Genomic DNA, 19,762 nt, shown 5'->3' with positions numbered 1-19,762 from the left:
AAGGAGTGGTTATATGTTAAAAGTTGGAATGGGTACACCAGATTTTGAATTAGTTGATCACGAATTGAACAAGGTTCGGTTGTCATCGATTAAAGGGAAAGTTGTTCTTGTATTTTACCCAGGAGCTTTCACCAGTGTATGTGAGAAAGAACTATGCACTTTTAGGGATATGATTGCAAAGTTTAACAACTTAAACGCTACAATATTCGGAATCAGTATTGATAGTCCTTTTGCAAACAAGGCTTTTGCTGAGAAGAATAGAATTAATTTCAGACTGCTATCAGATTTTGGTGGGTTAGTTTCAAAAGAATACGGCGGAGTACACGAAAATTTTATAGGTATACCGAATTATACAGTCGCAAAGCGTGCTGTGTTTGTCGTTGAAGATGGTAAAGTTCTCTATGCATGGGTAACGGAAGATCCAAGGGTAGAACCACCATATGAAGAAGTTGAAAAAGTTCTTTAATTAGGAAAAGTAAAACTATAGGAGGGATTATGATGAGCGAAAAAGTTTTCAACGCTTTAAACGAACAAGTTGGGAAGGAGATATTTTCTTCTTATCTATATTTATCGATGGCAACATACTTTGATGCAAATGATTTACCCGGATTTGCAAAGTGGATGAAGGTCCAGGCCAAAGAAGAACTTGGACACGCAATGAAGATTTACGAATTCCTTTACGAAAGAGGTTCAAGAGTTGAACTCCCAGCACTTGAGAAACCAAAGTCAGATTGGAAGAGTCCATTAGATGCATTCGAAGCCGCTTACGAGCATGAGAAATTTATAACCAAAAGCATTAATACCATTCTTGAAATTGCCAAAGAAGAGAAAGATTATGCCACGGAACAATTCCTACAATGGTTCATAAAGGAGCAGGTTGAGGAAGAAGCTCAGACTGACTTGATTGTCAGAAAGCTCAAAAAGCTACAAGATTCCCCGACAGGACTTTACATGCTCGATAAAGAGTTGGGAAATAGAGAATAATTCGACAATCTAAAAAATAGAGAAAGCGCCGGTTTTCCGGCGCTTTGTTGTTATCGGTAATCATCTGAGTTTGACGTTATCTTCTTCCAAATCTATGCATCATTAGAGTTGGGAAACATTGAGTTGCCATGCCGAATTGTTGCATAAGATAAGCCCTTGGCTCTAATTTGTATGTTTTCCCATCAATTGTTATACTTTCTTTGACCTCGATTGTTCTTTTTAACCCTGTAAAAGTGATTTTCGTTCCTTGTTTCAAATTCTTCCAGAATGGTATGATGGCAGCCGGTAGTCTGTATTCTTTATTATTCTCATCAACAATAACAATGGTTACTGCCGTTTTTGTAATTTCGATATTCTTTATGGTTCCATTTACAGCCATTGTTTCAACACCTTGAGGTACCTTCCGTCTCAAGATCAATTTGTATCCATCAGCTTCAAGACTTGTTGGAACGAACACTATGTACTTTGTTCCTTTTATGTCTATCTTAGTTCCGACTTTCAAAGTTGATAGATTAAGAAACATCCCTGGTAATTTGACTTCAGTTGCTTCCGTTGTAAGAACCACGTAACCAGCACCACGAGGACCTACAACTATTTCTTTTACTGTTCCAGAGGTTTCATATGATGTCTTATCCAAGATGAAGTTTTTTAGATAGTCTTGCATCTGAAATGGTTTAATAGCTCCAATGGATATAACTGTAAATATCAAGATAAAAACGAGTCCAAGATATCTCTTCATACAAACACCTCCTCTCATAGAATTTGTGGATTTTCATGATGAATTTTATAAAGGTAACCTTAAAAAATCCTTAGAATTTTGTAATATTGTACGGTTGAAGAAAGCAGTCATCATGAAAGGAGAGTTACAATCCAGATTGGAATAATTTATAGATGATAGGATGGTGAGGGGTAATAATTATATTCCTGACTTCAACTTTTGTGAGTAATAATGAGCTAATCGCACCGGTTCAGGTAATTTGTATCCCTTAATCAAGCGCTTGACTATACTCAGTGCAGAATCAGCATCACACTTATGCCCTGGAGAAATAATGATTGGCTTTGTTTTAGGTTTCGACATGTAGCAATAGCCTATTTTTTCTCCTCTCTCATTTCTTAATACTGTCGCTTCGCCAACTTGCTTTGGCTGTTCACAATAACCATGTAGTCTACTTTTTGCGACCCCAATCGTTGGAATACCGAGCAAAACCCCGACATGACTCGCTATTCCAAGACCGCGCGGGTGTGCTATACCTTGTCCGTCGAAGACAGCTAAGTCAGGCAGTTTTTCAAGTTGCTCGAAACATTTCAAAATAACCGGTGCTTCTCTGAATGCCAAGAATCCCGGTATGTATGGAAAGTTAACCCTTTCTCGGTGGGAAAGAACTTGGATGAGGTTAAGTTCTCTATCAAGCAGAACAACTATACCTAAGGCCTCTTCATCGATGTAGCTAACATCGATACCGGCAATAGTCTCAAGTTCATCGAAATCCAAAAAGTTAAGCTCCACTTTTTCGCGGAGCTTGTTTTGTACGTCCATTAAATCCGAAAATTCAAAAGCTTCACTGCACCCGTTCGTGATTCTGTCGATATCAGCTACTTTCCTTTTCATAACCTGCACTAAGTTAAATAATCCTTAGCAAGATTATCGAGTAAATGTTTGAGATGACCAAACTTATGAATACAACAGGTATTGCATATCTTAAGAATTTCCCAAACGTAATTTCAGTATCTTTGTATTTCTTTAAAAGTGTCAAGCCTACAACGTTTGCAGAAGCACCAACCGGTGTCAAATTACCACCAAGACATGCACCAAGTGCCAAAGCATACCACAAAGGTGTTATATTTGAAAAATTAGGATTAATGTTCGGAAGTCCTTTAATAACCGGTATCATAGTTGCTGCAAATGGGATGTTGTCAACAAATCCAGAAACTATTCCAGATGCCCAAACTATAACGGATGAAAGAATTGTCATCGAACCACTTGAAAGTTTCACAAGTAATGTAGCTATATCTTTCATAATGCCAACATGTTCCATTGCTCCAGTTATAATGAAAAGTCCGAAGAAAAAGAATATTACTTCCCATTCAACCTTTTCTAAAAATGGCGTGATCTCCTGGCGTTCGAACAACAATAATCCAAAAAAACCAGCCGTCAAACCTATTATTGAACTTTCCAACTTAAGTTGCTTCTGCAGTAAGAATAATGTTATTATAAGAATCATAAAGACGGCAGAGTTAAAAAATTTCTTTTTACTTGTTACAACCCTTTTTTCGTCAAGCCCTTTTATGAATTCAGCTGGAAATTTCTTCTTGAAATTCTCCCCACCAACTACTATCAAAACCAAGTCAGCTAAAGCTAAGATCAATAAATTTATAGGAACCATGTATTTTGCAAACTCTGTGAACGGTATTCTTGCTGCGGAAGTGATAAGGATATTCGGTGGATCTCCAATAGGCGTCATAGTACCACCGATGTTCGATGCAAATATCTCTCCCACTATGAATGGTACAGGATCTATTTCCAAAATATCAGTAATCGCAAATGTAATAGGAACAAATATCAAGATGGTTGTCACGTTATCTATAAAGGCCGAAACAGCCGCAACGACAAACGTGAGAGCTAAAAAGAGAGAGCGAACATTCTTGCCAGCCAGCTTCACAGTTTTTATACCTATGTATTCAAATATGCCCGAGGTTTCCATTACTCTTACAAAGATCATCATTCCAACAAGGAAGAATATAGTATTAATATCTAAAGATTTCTCTAATCCTTCGAACGGATCCGGAAAAACTCGAATAAACAGCAAAACTAATCCACCGGCCATTGCTGCTATTGTCTTGTTTATTTTATTGGTTATGACAAAATACAAAACGATTGCAAATACAGCGGCAACGACAATTTTCACAACAGCCACCTCCAAGCAAAAGCAAATCAAATACCAAACCACCAGAATACGATCAAAAAGACACTTGAGATTATACCACCAGATAAAACTGGCTTCAACATTCTTTTGGTGAACTCTTTGAATGACAATGTTTCGTTTTTCATATTTCTAAAAAGATTATTGCCTACTATATTACACATAGATGAAATTGGGGTGAGGTTTCCACCGACACCAATCCCGAGTGCAAGAGCCCAGTAGAGTTCATTACCAGCTCCTAACCTTATTAAAGTTTTTATCAACGAGAGGTAAAGAAGTGTAACAGGAAGTGCGCTGAGGAATCCGCTCACAAACATGGAAGACCAGAGAATAAACAAAGGAAGAAATACTGAATTAGCAAGAGGAGAAAGCACAGCTAATAAAGGTTTTGTTATGTTAATTTGCTCGATTGAATAGTTGAGAAGATACAACCCTGATATGAGAAATATAGAATCCCACTCGATATCATCACCTATAGAGTGGATATTCATGTCTTCAACAAACAAGATTGTGAAAGCATAAATTATAGAAATAACTCCAAGTTCCAATCCAAGCGCTTCGTGAAATGCCATGAATAAAACGACACCTGTGAAGGCAATAAAATAGTAAAGCCATTTCTGATTTTCAGAACGCTTGGATGCTTCGATATTTATACCAATACCGGTTCTTGGGTACCTGACATTTTTGCCGAGAAAATATAACTGAAAAAGCATGATAAGTATCCCAGGGGGCATGAGGTGAGTTATGAAAGAAATAAAACTTAACTTAGAAACGCTGTATATTACTATATTCGGTGGGTCACCTATCGCTGTTGTCATACCGCCTAAGTTTGAAAAAAGGATTGCGTTTGTTAAAAGTGGTTTTGGGTCCAATTCCAATGATTCAGCAGTATAAAACAATATAGGTACAAAGATGATAATTGTTGTCACGTTATCTAAGAAAGCGGATAAAAAGAATATACCAATATAGATTAACATTGTAAGCACCAGAAAATTTCCTTTACTCATCTTGATAAGAATACGTGAAATTTCGCTAAAAACACCCCTTCTTTTCAATACAGAAACCATTATCATCATACCGATAAGTATGAAGAGAGTATTAAAATCAACTATTTTTGAGACGCTTTCAAAATCAAAAGCTCCCAACAAGAGTACGGATAGCAAACCAAATATAAAGGTAGTTATAGAAGCGGTCTCGCTTTTAAAAATTATGTACAAATATGCAACCACATACACAGCTAATATAAAGAAGATCAATTATTTCCACCCCTGTGTAATTCAATAAGCTTTCTGACAAGAATCTTTGTTTCATCTTCCGTTATTTTCTCTATTTCATCAAATTCTTCGAAATCTTTTTGAATACTTTCAAACTCTTCAACGGTAATGTTCTTTTGTTCTTCTAATTTGTCTGAAATCTCTCTCAGTCGCTCAAGTAGAAACATTTCCTGGTCTTCTAGGTCAATATGCTCTTCTGATATTCCTTTCTCTTCGCTCAAAATATTTTCTACATTAAGCTTTTCTTCCTCGATACTCTCAACAAGCTCTCTCGATTCGTCCAATATTTCGTGTATTAGTTTTTCACGTTCATCCGTAGTTTCAACATCTTTGTCCAGTTCTGCCTGCTCACCGTAAATCATCGGCTCTTTGCTCTCTTCTGTACCTGTTGATGGGATATTTTGAGATTGAATTTGTTCGAGAATGTCCTTAAAGACGTCTATTTCGCTGTTCATAAGAGATTCGAAATCTATTACTTTGGCATCTTTCGGAAGCAATTGTAATTCTTCAGATATAATTGCTTCTTCCATCTTTTCAGCTTCGACAACTATTGGCTGTTCTACTGGCTGTGCTTCAGGTCTCACCGGCAGCTCAACAACTTTTCTCAGCCGATAAATCCTGAACTCTGCAAATATGAGAACGGAAAAAGTAATTGCGAATATTAACACCGTAAGCAAAAAGTAATTGTTCTTCCCTTTTGTTTGCGTTTCAGGAACCTGTGAAGAAACTTCCGGCATTTCAGAAGTTACCGGTCTATTTTTAACAATCCATTTTTTCCATTCATCTTGAGCCTTTCTTTGAGCAATAGATTCGAGGAGCGCGTTAACAAAATCGTTATGATACCCAGACAAGTAACTTTTGGCTTTGTCATAGTCGCCTATCATGTATGCGGATATGCCCATCTTAAATTTGAGTTGAGAGTCATATCCTTCTATTGTTGAATCGACAGACAATGCAAGTTCATAATTTCGGAGCGCCGTAGCGTAATCTCCTGCTTTATACGACAATTCAGCAGCTGAATAATACTCAATGGCTTGATTTGAAATACCAAAAACAGCTGACAGAAGAACAAAAAGAACAACGAAAACCGAAGTACATCTTAGAATTTTCATTCGTTCACCTCAGTAGATTAATGCTTAGAATCTCGGAAGCATTCCAAGATACATCGGTGAGACTCAGAAATTAGATTCTTAGGCATTCTTCTGTGCATCGATCAGGGCCAAGAATTCTTCGTTAGATTTCGTTGTTTTCATCTTGCTGAGTAAGAGTTTTAAACCATCTTCTTCTGACATTGAATCAAGCATACGTCTCAAGAGCCAAATTTTCTTTAAACTATTTTGGTCTAATAGTAGTTCTTCTTTCCTTGTTCCAGAGAGCGTTATATTTATAGCTGGGAATATCCTTTTATTCGCAAGCTGCCGTGAAAGAACTAACTCCATATTACCAGTTCCTTTGAACTCCTCAAAAATAACTTCATCCATCTTCGAACCGGTTTCTACAAGTGCGGTAGCTATTATCGTCAGACTACCACCTTCTCGCGTATTCCGAGCCGCGCCGAAAAATTGTTTCGGCTTGTGCAATGCTGCAGGGTCAACTCCTCCAGTTAGTAATTTGCCACTCGGTGGTACAGTAACATTATACACCCTTGCAAGTCTTGTTAAACTATCCAAAAGAACGACAACGTGGTTTCCGTACTCTACAAGTCTTTTGCACATTTCCAGTGTAAGCTCGGCTATTTTTATCTGTTTTTCGGACGGCATATCGAATGGAGCAGCTATAACTTTTGCATCTACGGACTCTTTTATATCAGTTACTTCTTCAGGTCTTTCATCTATTAGGAGGACAATTCGCACAGTATCAGGATGGTTTTCCGCAATTCCATTGGCTATTTCCTTAAGTATGGTGGTCTTTCCCGCTTTTGGAGGAGCAACAATCATTCCTCTCTGCCCTTTGCCCACTGGTGCAAACAAGTCTATGATTCTTGTAGAGAAAACATCGCTCTTTGTTTCAAGAATGTATTTTTCTTTTGGATAATCAGGCGTGAGATTTTCAAAATTAACCCTTTCATTCGCAAATTCAGGTGGTTTATAATTTATCGCTTCGATCTTTATCATTGCATTAAAACGTTCGCCTTCCTTCGGCGGGCGTATAACACCGGAAACAATGTCCCCTGTATTAAGATTGAATTTTCTTATCTGTGATTGTGATAAGTATATGTCCTTGGGACCCGTCAGCATAGTCTCAAGACTACGCAAAAAGCCATAACCATCCGGGGCTATTTCCAAGACGCCTTCTCCAAAGAAATAGCCCTCCGCTTTTGCTTTTGCCTCTAAGATTTCAAATATCAGATCCTGCTTTCTCATGCTTGTGTATCGCGGTATGTCGTACTTTCGGGCCAGTTCGTACAATTCTTTCATGTTCATTTCTTCCAATTGCCTCATGCTTATACCTTCACTCAAGCGGTAAACACCTCCGTTTTCGAGTCAAAAAAATCATTTCGTTCTAAACAATCTGTCCCCAGCGTCGCCAAGTCCTGGCAATATATATCCGTGGTTGTTCAATTCTCTGTCAAGTGAAGCAGTGTAGATATCAACATCTGGATGAGCATCCTCGAGTGCTTTCACACCTTCAGGGGATGAGATTAAAGAAATGAAAGTGATTTGCTTACCTCCCAATTCTTTAACTTTCGTTATCGCATCGATTGCAGATACACCTGTCGCAAGCATCGGATCCAAGATAAATATCTCACTCTTATCGTTGAGCTTAGGTGTCTTAAAATAATAATCAACAGCTTTCAACGTCTGCGGGTCTCTGTAAATACCGATGTGGCCAACCGATGCGTTCGGAAGTAGTTGAAGTATCCCATCAACCATTCCAAGCCCAGCTCTTAATATAGGTATTATGACTATATCTTTATCGTTTATGTAGTAACCCTTCGTCTTTTCTAAAGGTGTTTCAACATCCATTTCGAACACTTCAATGTGCCTTGTCGCTTCGTAAGCGATGAGTAAAGTTATCTCTCTGAGCAATTCTCTGAATTCCTTTGGTCCTGTGTCCCTTTTTCGCATTATGGTAAGTTTATGTTTTACCAAAGGATGGTCAACAACGTATAGCATCATTCTCCCTCCACTTCTTGAATTATGCCAAGACCTTTCAACTGTTCTTCTATGTCATACTGCATTAGTTTTGGAATAATCAAATCAAGGTTGCCGTCAAGCACAGCCTGAAGGTTATAGATTGTAAGGTTAATTCTATGATCAGTAACCCTGTTTTGCGGGAAGTTGTACGTACGTATCTTTTCGCTTCTCTCTCCGCTTCCAATCTGGTTCTTCCTTTCAGAAGACATCTTCTCCTCTTGCTCTCTTCTTGCTAATTCGTAAAGTTTTGCCCTTAAAACCATCATCGCTCTTTCTTTATTCTGCAGCTGGGACCTTTCAGATTGACATGTAACAACAATACCCGTTGGGATATGAGTAATTCTAATTGCAGACTCGGTTTTATTAACATACTGTCCTCCCGCACCACTTGCTCTATAGGTATCTATTCTCAAATCCTTTGGGTCTATATACACATCTACATCTTTAATTTCTGGTAAAACTGCGACGGTGGCAGTTGATGTGTGAATCCTCCCACCAGATTCTGTAACCGGTACTCTTTGAACTCTGTGAACACCTCGTTCATATTTCATATACGTCCCACTATTTTTTCCTTTTATTCTAATCACCACTTCCTTGTATCCACCAAGGTCGGATTTGCTTTCATCAAGTATCTCGGTATCCCAGCCTTTTGATTCTGCATACCTAAGGTACATCCTTAGCAGGTCACCAGCAAAAAGCGCAGCCTCTTCGCCTCCCGTTCCCGCTCTGATTTCTAAGAAGACATTTCTGTCTCTAAATTCATCATCTGGAAGCAAGAGAGCAAGAATTTCATTTGAAAGTCCCTCGATTTTTCTCTCAAGTTTTGATATCTCATCTTCACTACCAGGCTCTTCTCTCCACAATTCTATTTCATCCAAGAGATTAAAATACTCGTTTATGAGTTCACCGAGCTCTTTATACTTAGTAAAATCCGATGAAACCTTAATCATATCCTTCAGCTCGAGGTTTTCCATGAGCTTCTTCTCTAATTCACTTAGAGTCTCGTTTACCCAATTCCTTATGCTCTCCATCAAACTCCTGTCCATCCTACTTTTTTAGCCACCTCCTCTGGATTCCTTGCAAATCCCACAACTACTTCTTTGCTTATCTCGCCTGAGAAATATGCTTTGAGAAGCGCATCATCGAAAAGTATGTTTCCTAATTTTTGAGCTGTCTGCATTATGCTCTCTATCTGGTGTATTTTTCCTTCTCTTATTAGATTCTTCACAGCACTGTTCGCGACTAAGACCTCGACGATAGGCATCATACCTGATGTCTTTTTAGGTACTAACCTTTGATATACAACGCCTACCAATGTATTTGCTAGCTGTAATGATACCTGCTTTTGTTGATGAGCAGGAAATACATCAACTATTCTTTCTGGAGCTGTTGCTGCTGAGTTTGTATGCAAAGTTGCGAAAACGAGATGCCCTGTTTCGGCAGCTGTCAATGCCAAAGAAATCGTCTCCAAATCTCTCATTTCTCCAACGAGTATGATATCTGGGTCTTGCCTGAGTGCGTACTTCAAGCCGTCAGCAAAAGATTCCGTATCTCTACCAATTTCTCTTTGGTGAATCAAGGAATTCTTATTTTCGAAGACGTATTCTATCGGGTCTTCAATTGTTATTATATGATATGCGTACTTTGAATTTATGTAGTCTATCATAGCTGCTAATGTTGTCGATTTACCACTACCAGTTGGACCTGTTACGATAACTAATCCAGTATCTCTATCGCAAAAGTCCCTTAAAATGCTCGGTAATCCCAGTTCTTCGAATGTTCGAATTCGCTTTGTGATAATTCTCAGTGCAAGTGCAGGATTCCCGCGCTCGTAATAAAGGTTGGCCCTTATTCTAACATCTTGGAAGCCGAAAGAGAAATCAGTCTCTTTGGAATCAGCTATAACGTCTTCAGACTCTAAGAGAGATTTAACCGCATAAGAAACATCCTCGGCACTCAATGGTTGATATCCTTGCATTCTCGACAAAAAACCGTCTACGCGTATGATAGGTGGATTACCAGCTGATATATGTATGTCCGTAGCTCTTGCTGACTTTGCCTTATTAATAACATCATATATATCGAGCATACCCATTCCCCCCTCTTTTTGTAAATCAGCTAAGTAACATTTTCAATTTTTCCAAGACAGGATCATGATCATCGTCTGAGAGCTCAATTTTCACTTCTCTTTTCTTGCCAGATTTTTGATAATACAAAATTTCTATCTGTTCTTTCTTTTCCTTCAATATTTCATAACTGAACTGCTTGGATTTATCAAATACAATTCTGACAACATCATCGAGTTCATAAACAGTTGCAAGAGATAAACCAACATAAATCGAAAGATCTCCGTTAAGCTTTAAGTCATCTAAAATTTCTTTAGTAACTAACTTCATTTTTGAGCTGGAAATTTCGTTCGTAGCAGCAGGTATGAAACTTACACTTTCCTGTTCTTGTCCCGTTTCAGAGCGTTTGATCTCTTCCTTATTCCCATGGGCAACATCGCCATCAACGATATTTTCAGCAACTTCATTCACATTTATGAGCTTATCAATGCTTGGTTTAATCTCTTTCGTTTCAGGCTTAGCACTTTTAATTAAGTTTTCTTTACTCTTTGAAGTCTCCAAGGTTGGGACTCTTGATTCTTTGGGCTTTTCGATATTTCTTGTTTCAGCGACGAGATTTAAAAATAGCAACTTTGCGACTATCAACTTTTCTTCAGCGTTCTTAAGCTCTTTTTGAATGTCGTAAATCTTGGTTGCTATTTTTATATGTTCGTAATCCTTCTTTTCGACAGCATATTCAACAAGCTGCGTTAAAAATGTATCAAAATCACCGCGTTCTATATATACTTCATCGAGCACATTTTCTACAGTATGACCATCCCCGCTAAACAAAGCATCCAAAAACCTCATCAAAACATCTTCGCTAACGTAACCCAAAGCTTCTTCTACTACTTCTGAAGTTACTTCGCCACCTGCATAGCGTACTACCTGTTCTAAGATAGACAGAGCATCACGCAAACCGCCAGCTGCCTTTTTACTAATCTTTTCCAAAGCTTCTTCGGTAACGTCAAATCCTTCGCTTTCACACACTTCCTTTAACCTTTGCACAATGTCTTCTTTTGAAATATTTCTAAATTCCAAAACGTGGCATCTGGAGATAATCGTTGGCGGGATCTTCTCAGGATTTGTCGTTGCAAGTACAAAGAGGATGTGCTCAGGTGGTTCTTCCAAAGTCTTTAATAGCGCATTGAAAGCTTCACGTGTCAGCATGTGGACTTCATCGATTATATAAACTTTATACTTTCCCATTACTGGAGTAAAGTTGACCCCGTCTCTAATCTTTCTAATCTCATCAATGCCTCTGTTTGAAGCTGCGTCAAGTTCAACGACATCAAGATGAGAACCGTTGTCTATTGATTTACACGATGCGCACTCGTTACACGGTTCACCAAATTGGTTCTTCTCACAGTTCAGTGACTTTGCGAGAATCCTCGCTGTTGTTGTCTTTCCAGTACCTCGCGGTCCTGCGAAGATGTAAGCGTGGCTAAGAGTCCTCTTTTCCAACGCATTTTTCAACAGCTTTTTTATATGTCCTTGGCCAACAATTTCCCGGAAGGTTGAAGGTCTGTACTTCCTGTAAAGCGATTCCATGTCTTTCACCTCTGTCGTTTTTTCAGTCCTACTTGAGGATCGCTCCAATGTCGAGGATTGATTGAAGAAAAGCCTTAAAGAGTGTATTCTTTCCTGATTATGTTCTCGATATTTTCCACAGTGTCTTTGTCTGGCTCAATCCAAATAGCATTGTTGAACCTTCTCAAATATATTATTTGGCGCCTCGCATAATGTCTTGTGTTGCGTTTTATTAAATGAATAGCTGTTTCAAGACTGTAAACACCGTTGAGGTAATCGATAATTTCTCGATATCCGATTGTTTTGAAAGATTCGAGGTTATCACCGTACTTTTCCACCAAGTTCTTAACCTCATCGATAAGACCATGCTCTATCATTTTCTCAGCACGGTGATTAATTCTCTCGTAGAGCTCCTCCCTTTTTGGATTTAGCACTAATAAAATAAAATCCTCTGTTGGTTGCTGTTTCTGGAGTTCGGAAATTCTCTTACCAGTCTTCAAGTAAACCTCGAGTGCTCGTATAGTCCTTTTTATATCTTGAGGATGTATGTGTGATGCAGCTTGAGGGTCAAATTCTTCGAGCATTTTTCTTAATATACCGGGTTCTTGTTCATTTAGTTTGCTCAACTCTTTACGTATGTTCTCATCGCGTGATACACCCTCAAAAAAGCCTTTTACTAATGCATCAATATAAAGTCCAGTACCACCAACATAAATTGGAATTTTTCCTCGCTCCAAAATCTCCTTTTCTATCTCTTTAGCTTCCTTTTGATACAAAAATGCATTAAAATACTCATTTGGCTCTATTATATCTATCATGTGATGTTTAACAAGGGTTAATTGATAAGGATCAGGCTTTGCCGTCCCAATGTCCATATATTTGTAAATTTGCCTCGAATCCATAGAAATAACTTCGATTGGAATCCTTTTAGACAGTTCAACAACTATATCTGTCTTTCCAGATGCCGTTGGGCCAGATATTATAATTCTCTTCACGCTCATCCCTCATCTTTGAGTTTGTGGAAACAATTCAATCAACCTAATCGACTTTAAGTTCGATGTTTGCGTTGTTAGCCTTCATATCGTTTTTCTCTGTGTAGATGACCGCATCTGAAGCTGTCATCTTTACGCCTTTCTTAGGATCGTTTATGACAACTGCTCCGAACAGAGAAAGTTCGCCTTTCTTTTTATCGTACTCAAATCTATCGGCAACAGCGGTTATATCACCCTTTGTTATGCTTACGCCCCCTTTTTTAGTTCCGTTGTACCGATCGTTTTCCAAATCATAGTTAAGCGTATCGGTAATTATTATTATCTTTTCGTTGCTTTTCGAATCCACTATTGTAACTGTCGAATTTGTCAAAGTTCCAGTGCGATTATCCAAATCGTAAGTCATTTTTTCTGTGGTAGCACTTCCGCCATCGAAGGAAAATTCCGCTTTTACAGGTATCTCGACGGTCTTCCACTTGTCTCCTACCTTCTTTACATACATCTCTGTCGTTTTTACGCTCACTTTGTCTTCATCGATATTGACAAAGACTCTTCCCTTGTAGTAGATTACATCGCTTTTTGGTTCAACGTAATCCGCGGATACCCTAACGGTTTTTGATTTTTTCTGTGTCGTTGTGGTGATTGTCGTCGTTGTTTGAGCTGTAAGGACTGCTACTATAACAATGCTTACAACAATTAAGGAAACAATTCTAAAAAGCCTTTTCATATGTCCACCTCCCAATTAAACGTTTTTGATAGCTCCTGCCAATTCCTGTCCTATCTGATAAAACTTTAGGCTGATTATTCTGAAATCGTCCTTCGAATTTGATAAGCGAATTCTGTAGGGAAATCTTGCCCTCTGTAACTTCTCATTTACAAGGGCTGATGTTCTTGCGAATGTTGCGAGAAGGAGATAATCAGTGGCTCGCTTAGGCGTATTTCTTTCAATCCAATCGAGATATATTATACCATCACCTTCCGAAATACCAAATACCCAACTTGAAGAAATGAAATTTTCCACAGGAGCAAAATCTAAAGGGTATGGTAAGGCTTTCAGCAAGAGGTCTTTTGAATTTCCATAAAGAATCACGTCCTTATTTGTTGAAACATCGAATGCGTGAACCTTAACATTGTCACTTTCTGCTATCTCACAGGATGGGACAAACTTTTCGACAAATTCTTGAATTCTCTTCTTTGATGACTCTTTATTGATAACTGTACTCATCTTATAAAGCAATAGGATATTCTTAGAAAGCTCATCTAAAGAAGTTAAAGCTGCATTTTTGAAAACCTTTTGCGCTTCTGCCCAAGCATTTGAAAGAATGTTGTATGATGATTGTGGTTTGGTGAGGTAGACAATGGCAGGAATACAGGAGAAACCACTACAATGGATCTCTACGTTGTTTAAGATATTTGATTCGTCGAGAGCTCTAAAGAACCCCACAGCTCCGAGGTAATGTATCACATCACCGCCCAAGGAAACTCTGAAACTCATCTTTCACACTCCTTGCAACATTAAGAGCATCATAGTAAACCTTATCACATTTGTCAAAATCCCTCCAACCAACTGAAATTGGATATTTGAAACAGAAGTCCACGTAGTTCACTGCATTGTTTATAATTTGTCTTTCTTTTAACCAGTCAACAACAAGCATCAAATCGGCATATGTCGTATAATTAGGAACGTTCTCTTCAAAAACGCTCGCAACTATTTTATCAGCACCGTAGTACTTCAACTCCTTAGCAGGAACAGGTGATAGCACACCGCCATCAAGCATTTTGTTACCTGCAACATAAGTTGGCTCGAAAACTCCAGGAACTGTGCAGCTTGCAAGAACAGCGTCAACAAGAAAACCTTCGTCAATTATCATACTCTTCATTTCTGATAAATCGAAAGCAATTACTAACAATTTAATCTTTAGCTCCGAAAACTTAGTCTTTCCAAAGAGTTCTTTAAAGAATTCATAATATTCATCCAATGAATAGAGAGATTCTTTAATTGTCATTTCCAAGTTCATAATCGGTTCAGGCTTAGTCTTCTGCCTTCTCAGAAATTTCTTCACTGTCTTTGCAAATATATCGTATACTGCATCAGCATTCGTGTAAATTGCGTACAGACCACCAACTATTGAACCGGCTGATGAACCAGATATAACATCTGGCCGTGCTCGACATTCTTCAAAAATCTTTAAGGTGGCTATATGAGAAAAGCCTTTAACTCCACCCGCTTGAAGTGCAAGTCCCAGCACTCGTTATCACCTTTACGTTTGCTATTTCAATAAAATAACTATACCGAGGACTGCAGCAAGTACAACAGCACTTATCGCTATTATTCTTGTAGTTTCAAGTTCGCTCTTAATTTTTGACAATTCCAAACTCATTGAATCAACTCTTTGTGTTGATTCGATGGCTATCTTTTCGGCATTTTGCACCCTATTATCCATATTTTGCAATTTGTCAGTACTTGAAGATACCTTTGCTATTTCACTCATTACGTACTGCTGTTCGACAGAAATCTCAGATATCTTATTTTCCAGTTTCGTATACCTATCTTCGATTTGGTCAAACCTGTTGTAAAGCACTTGAACCGTTGAAAACATATTAACAAGAGTTAATGCATCTATCGCATCAAGTCTTCTTAAAAAATCGTCACCTTTATTTATCACTTCTTCCAGTTTTTGAACCCTGAGTCTCAGTTTTTCCATCTCGGCAAGTTGCTGTTGATAATTACTGTCAATTTTCGTCGAAACATTTTCTATCTCAGTCTTGATTTCGCTTCTGATTTCAGTTTTGAGTCCAGCTATTTCATCGTTAGCCCGGTTAATTAAATTGTTCAGGTTATTTATTCTTTCATTTAGCTGCTGAATATCTTTCGGTTGAGGTAGACTGCTGGTTATTTTCTCAAGATTTGTAATTCTTGAATTTATAGACTCTATATCCTTAGAATAATCTTTCGGTTGAGGAAGTGTATTGACTTTATTTTCGAGACTCGTCAACCTCTTAGTAAGGTTGGATAAATCATTTTGAACAGGGGTCAGTGACTGTTCAATGCTTTTTGAAACGTTTGTAGAACTTACCGAAGTGTTCTCTAAATTTGCAATCTTTTTCTTTAAGTCACTTATTTCATTTTGTAAAGCTGTAATCTGGGGGATACTCACACCAGCTGAACTCGTTTTAGGTATGTTTTCCATTTGCTTCTCAAGAGCTGAGATTCTTGCCTCAAGTCTCTTAATAGAATCACTGTAGTCTTCTGTGCGTCCAATTAGATTATACCTATTCACGAGTGCATAAAGATATCTTGCCAAATCAAGTTTGGTAACTAGCAGAGATGGTTTGAAATTACTGTTTGCGTCAACGTCCATAATCTTCTCATCGACAAGAAAATTTACAGCCTTATAATCAGCAGCGGAAGGCGATAGATCTTTAATCGTCGCGGGAAAGACCGAATTTAGAAAAATGAGAACAGCTGTTATAATCAAAAACTTTCTTAGTATCATAGAGACTCACCTCGGCTTTTTGTTTTTCTCTATTTTTGCAAGACAATTTCATTCAGGACACCAGAGTCAATGTTTATTACTTTATTCTCAATCGTTATCCCATTCTTTACAAAAGAAATCTTGTGTTCGCCCGCTGTTGTCACGAATAAGTATATCGGTGTTTTTCCAATGAATACATTATCCCAGTAAACATCGCACGTTTGTTCAGAATAAATATTAACCAAACATCTCGTACCATCATCTATAACTGTCAGTTTTTCAGCTTTAAATTGTCTGCCTTCCAAAACACCCTTTGCGTCACTAAAACGTACAACGCTACCCTTTTCAACCTGTATAATTCCAGGTCCTTGGAAGACGATGCTATCGTAATAGAGATTTATCTTCGAAGTTATGACTATTGGGACAGTATTTGGTAACCTCTTTAAGGAACCATCACTGAATCCAACCCAGATAAGTTCCCTTTTATCGGTTCTTCTTTCTCTAATTGATGTTAACCAAGACCTTTTCTGTAATAACTTCCGCTCATATCCGTCAAATAGAACCTCATATAAATCGTAAAAAAGAGCGTCGCTCGCAATTTCACTCATCGCGATCTCTTGTACTGGTTGGAGACTGTAAAAGAGGGTGTAGTCGTTTTTTAAATTAACAACGGTCTTATACGGAAAGAAGCCTTCTGCAAATATCTCTAAAGCATAAACACCTTCTGGTAATAACTTCTCCAGTGGTAGCTTAAATATATCATTTCCAATCTTTACGTAAGCTTTCTCTGGCTTTCCACTCAAAGAAAGTTTTCGAAATTCAGAAGTGTCTATATTCACTGAGTATTCATCATAAGCTGGAACTTCTATCTCTTGTATACTTTTTACGAAATTCTGTGGTAAGTAGAGCTTGTACTTACCTGGCAGTACCTCAATCTGAGCCGGCAAGTCTAAAATCATGTTGTTTATGATTGCACCTTTAACTGGTTTATCCGAAGTGAGTTTTAAAGTTACAGTCCTTTTTAAAGATATATCAAGATACTTCTCCTCATACGGCGAAAGTTCCACTTTAAGAGATTTTTGCATAAAATCCGGGGCAATGACCTTTATTTCATGTACCCCGGGCGTTATTTGAAGGCGCAAGCTTGTTGAATCGCTTTCAGTTTTCAGCATTTCGTTGTCGATGAAAACTAAAGAATTCTGTGGGCTTAACGTAATGTTCAGAAATGCTGGCAGTTGTAAATTCACAGTTATTGTACCGTCTTCCGTTATTATCTTTTCAAAGGTAACGTATCCAGGCTTTACTACTTTCAGCTCTCCCGGAAATGTTGCTTGAAAGGATATACTTTTTTCTTTTATTGTACCTATCAACTTTCCATTGTAGTAGACCATACTACCACTCGGAGCTTCAATCGTTAAAGAAAAAGCACTGAATTGAAATGTCAAAATAAGTAGTAAAATGATCCTGAGAATCCTCAAAGATTCTAACCTCCTTAACGCACATTAAAAATTAAAAATCAACAATTATTCCTCCTCTTGCATAAGTTTGTATAAAATCTCCAGAGATTCTCTTATTTCTTCTCTCTTCTTTTCTGGAAGTTTGCGTATTATCGTCCCAATATATTCTTCCCTCTTCTTAATGACAGCCTTAATCACTTCTTCACCAAGAACAGTTATCTCAACTTTGAAAATTCTCTTGTCCTTTTGGTCTCTTGTTCTGTTCAAAAATCCATCTCTCACCAACCTCATGACCAAACCACTTGTAGTACTCTTAGCTATTCCAAGCATTTGGCTCAGCTTAGTCATAGTCTGCGGACCGTTGAAATACACTCTCTGAAGTAGATCAAATTGTGCAGAGGTTATGCTATAATTCTTCAAAGCTTCTCGGCCGTGGACACGGATTCTAAAGCAAATTGCTCTCAGCAACTCCTCTAAATTTTTTTCTTCTGTGAACGCCTTTCCTTCCATGCTTTCACCCCTGCGTGCCTGTTATAACTCTTCTATAAGTACTTTGAATGCTAAGTACGTTTCATACAAATCAGCTTTTGATACAAGCTCGAATGGTGCGTGCATGCTCATCAGTCCAGGACCTATATCGATTGTATTAAATCCTTCTTGCGCTAAGAATTTCGCAACTGTACCACCACCGCCAACATCTACTTTTCCGAGCAAACTTACTTGCCACGAAATACCATTCTTGTTAAGAATACCCCTGACCCTTGCTACTAATTCAGCGTGAGCTTCACTTGCTCCACCTTTTCCACCTCTGCCCGTATATTTCACCAATGCAACACCATAGCCTGCTTTTGCAACGTTAAGTTTATCATGTACGTCTGGGAAAGAAGGATCAAAGAGTGTTGTTACATCTGCTGACAAAACTGTCGAATTCTTTATCACGTCATCGAGTGCGCTTTCAGTGTCTCTGACACCTTTCAACACCAACAACTTTCTCAAAAAAGCCTTATAAAAACGTGCCTGAGCTCCAGAATCACCTTCGCTGCCGATTTCCTCCCTATCAAACAGAATTACCCCCAATGCCTTCTCTTTTGGTTCAGCAGCCAAAAGTGCCATTACAGCTTGATAAGCACATATCCTATCATCATGTCCATATGCCCCAACAAAGCTTGCATCTATACCGACATCTCTTGGCTTTAAAGCTGGAACCAATTCAAGATCCGCACTGACAAAGTCCTCATCATCTATGTTGTATTTCTCTTTCAAGAGTTTAAGCACGTATTTCTTTACAGGCTCCTTTTCTTCACCATCAAGTGGTATCGAGCCGAGAATTACGTTCATCTTATCGGCTCTAAACTGTTCACTGACTTTTTTATCTTCCTTGTCAAGGTGCGGGAGAAGGTCGGGGATAACCAAGACAGGATCTTTCTCGTCGCAACCTATACATACATCTATTTTTTCTCCACTTTCCTTGACAACAACTCCAACCAATGCCAGTGGTAAACTGAACCATTGGTACTTCTTTACGCCACCATAGTAATGTGTTTTTGCTAAAGCGATCGAACTATCTTCATACAGAGGATATGTCCTCAAATCGATGCGAGGAGCATCGACATGAGCTGCGATAAAGTTGACACCTTTTGAAATGTCTCCTTTTATTGCGACAAGTGACTTGCCACGGTTGATATAAAAAACCTTATCAAAATTGCTTGCCGTTTCTTCCATCGATACAAAACCGTTCTGCTGCAAGAGTTTCTCAAAATACTCAATTGCAAGACGCTCTGTCTTCGCAAATTCGATAAATCTTTTGTAGTCATCAGAAAAATGCTCAATCTCTTCTCGGGTTCTCTTTTTCCAAACAAGTTCGTTCATTCCCATATCAACACCTCCAA

General features: G+C 38.3%; 20 protein-coding genes. 2 read left to right on the top strand and 18 right to left on the bottom strand.

Features of this window, described 5'->3' with window-relative positions:
- The first annotated feature begins 13 nt into the window (after nucleotides 1–13).
- A complete protein-coding gene (locus tag BUA11_RS03490) occupies nucleotides 14–466 on the top strand; it encodes a peroxiredoxin (RefSeq protein WP_072758431.1) in 453 nt (150 codons plus the stop codon).
- 29 nt (nucleotides 467–495) lie between these two features.
- Nucleotides 496–984 (top strand): ferritin, encoded by a 489-nt coding sequence (locus BUA11_RS03485; protein WP_072758430.1) that lies wholly within the window; start codon nucleotides 496–498, stop codon nucleotides 982–984.
- 76 nt (nucleotides 985–1,060) lie between these two features.
- Here the strand turns inward: BUA11_RS03485 and BUA11_RS03480 are convergent, their stop codons facing one another.
- The 18 genes from BUA11_RS03480 to BUA11_RS03395 all read right to left on the bottom strand — a co-directional run bounded on the left by BUA11_RS03480 (nucleotide 1,061) and on the right by BUA11_RS03395 (nucleotide 19,748).
- Nucleotides 1,061–1,723 (bottom strand): hypothetical protein, encoded by a 663-nt coding sequence (locus BUA11_RS03480; protein WP_072758428.1) that lies wholly within the window; start codon nucleotides 1,721–1,723, stop codon nucleotides 1,061–1,063.
- Nucleotides 1,724–1,900: 177 nt separating this feature from the next.
- On the bottom strand, nucleotides 1,901–2,593 hold the full coding sequence (locus BUA11_RS03475; protein WP_245789496.1) for an endonuclease V: 693 nt from the start codon (nucleotides 2,591–2,593) through the stop codon (nucleotides 1,901–1,903).
- 13 nt (nucleotides 2,594–2,606) lie between these two features.
- Nucleotides 2,607–3,890: an ArsB/NhaD family transporter gene (locus BUA11_RS03470; protein WP_084634338.1), complete on the bottom strand. Its 1,284-nt coding sequence runs from the start codon at nucleotides 3,888–3,890 to the stop codon at nucleotides 2,607–2,609.
- Nucleotides 3,891–3,916: 26 nt separating this feature from the next.
- The gene (locus BUA11_RS03465; protein WP_072758426.1) at nucleotides 3,917–5,161 is read right to left on the bottom strand and encodes an ArsB/NhaD family transporter; all 1,245 of its coding nucleotides are present in this window, start codon (nucleotides 5,159–5,161) and stop codon (nucleotides 3,917–3,919) included.
- On the bottom strand, nucleotides 5,158–6,291 hold the full coding sequence (locus BUA11_RS03460; RefSeq protein WP_072758413.1) for a tetratricopeptide repeat protein: 1,134 nt from the start codon (nucleotides 6,289–6,291) through the stop codon (nucleotides 5,158–5,160). Before BUA11_RS03460 ends, BUA11_RS03465 begins: the two co-directional genes overlap by 4 nt.
- 78 nt (nucleotides 6,292–6,369) lie before the next feature.
- Nucleotides 6,370–7,620, bottom strand: a complete 1,251-nt coding sequence (rho, locus tag BUA11_RS03455; protein ID WP_178137741.1) for a transcription termination factor Rho — start codon at nucleotides 7,618–7,620, stop codon at nucleotides 6,370–6,372.
- A 51-nt stretch (nucleotides 7,621–7,671) separates the two neighbouring features.
- Nucleotides 7,672–8,295, bottom strand: a complete 624-nt coding sequence (gene upp, locus BUA11_RS03450; protein WP_084634337.1) for a uracil phosphoribosyltransferase — start codon at nucleotides 8,293–8,295, stop codon at nucleotides 7,672–7,674.
- Nucleotides 8,295–9,347 (bottom strand): peptide chain release factor 1, encoded by a 1,053-nt coding sequence (gene prfA, locus BUA11_RS03445; RefSeq protein WP_178137743.1) that lies wholly within the window; start codon nucleotides 9,345–9,347, stop codon nucleotides 8,295–8,297. The genes upp and prfA overlap by 1 nt, the downstream gene beginning before the upstream one ends.
- A complete protein-coding gene (locus tag BUA11_RS03440) occupies nucleotides 9,347–10,405 on the bottom strand; it encodes a type IV pilus twitching motility protein PilT (protein WP_072758405.1) in 1,059 nt (352 codons plus the stop codon). Before BUA11_RS03440 ends, prfA begins: the two co-directional genes overlap by 1 nt.
- Before the next feature lie 25 nt (nucleotides 10,406–10,430).
- Entirely contained in the window at nucleotides 10,431–11,972 is a 1,542-nt protein-coding gene (gene dnaX, locus BUA11_RS03435; protein ID WP_072758403.1) for a DNA polymerase III subunit gamma/tau, read from the bottom strand.
- Nucleotides 11,973–12,046: 74 nt separating this feature from the next.
- The gene (miaA, locus tag BUA11_RS03430) at nucleotides 12,047–12,946 is read right to left on the bottom strand and encodes a tRNA (adenosine(37)-N6)-dimethylallyltransferase MiaA (protein ID WP_072758401.1); all 900 of its coding nucleotides are present in this window, start codon (nucleotides 12,944–12,946) and stop codon (nucleotides 12,047–12,049) included.
- Between the two features lie 43 nt (nucleotides 12,947–12,989).
- Nucleotides 12,990–13,667, bottom strand: a complete 678-nt coding sequence (locus tag BUA11_RS03425; protein WP_072758399.1) for an organic solvent tolerance protein OstA — start codon at nucleotides 13,665–13,667, stop codon at nucleotides 12,990–12,992.
- Nucleotides 13,668–13,682: 15 nt separating this feature from the next.
- Nucleotides 13,683–14,435, bottom strand: coding sequence for a hypothetical protein (locus tag BUA11_RS03420; protein ID WP_072758397.1), 753 nt, complete (start codon nucleotides 14,433–14,435; stop codon nucleotides 13,683–13,685).
- Nucleotides 14,407–15,189 carry a patatin-like phospholipase family protein gene (locus BUA11_RS03415; RefSeq protein WP_072758395.1) on the bottom strand — a complete coding sequence of 261 codons (783 nt, stop codon included), beginning with the start codon at nucleotides 15,187–15,189 and terminating at the stop codon, nucleotides 14,407–14,409. Before BUA11_RS03415 ends, BUA11_RS03420 begins: the two co-directional genes overlap by 29 nt.
- 21 nt (nucleotides 15,190–15,210) lie before the next feature.
- Nucleotides 15,211–16,437, bottom strand: a complete 1,227-nt coding sequence (locus BUA11_RS03410) for an S-layer homology domain-containing protein (protein WP_072758393.1) — start codon at nucleotides 16,435–16,437, stop codon at nucleotides 15,211–15,213.
- Between the two features lie 29 nt (nucleotides 16,438–16,466).
- Complete coding sequence (locus BUA11_RS03405) at nucleotides 16,467–17,894, bottom strand: peptidase associated/transthyretin-like domain-containing protein (protein WP_072758391.1); 1,428 nt, start codon at nucleotides 17,892–17,894, stop codon at nucleotides 16,467–16,469.
- A gap of 45 nt (nucleotides 17,895–17,939) precedes the next feature.
- Nucleotides 17,940–18,383 carry a MarR family winged helix-turn-helix transcriptional regulator gene (locus tag BUA11_RS03400; RefSeq protein WP_072758389.1) on the bottom strand — a complete coding sequence of 148 codons (444 nt, stop codon included), beginning with the start codon at nucleotides 18,381–18,383 and terminating at the stop codon, nucleotides 17,940–17,942.
- 21 nt (nucleotides 18,384–18,404) lie between these two features.
- Nucleotides 18,405–19,748, bottom strand: a complete 1,344-nt coding sequence (locus BUA11_RS03395; protein ID WP_072758387.1) for an aminopeptidase — start codon at nucleotides 19,746–19,748, stop codon at nucleotides 18,405–18,407.
- Between the last annotated feature and the right edge of the window lie 14 nt (nucleotides 19,749–19,762).

It is taken from the genome of Fervidobacterium gondwanense DSM 13020 (assembly GCF_900143265.1).
Lineage (GTDB): Bacteria > Thermotogota > Thermotogae > Thermotogales > Fervidobacteriaceae > Fervidobacterium > Fervidobacterium gondwanense.
This window is presented reverse-complemented; position numbering and strand designations above follow the sequence as displayed.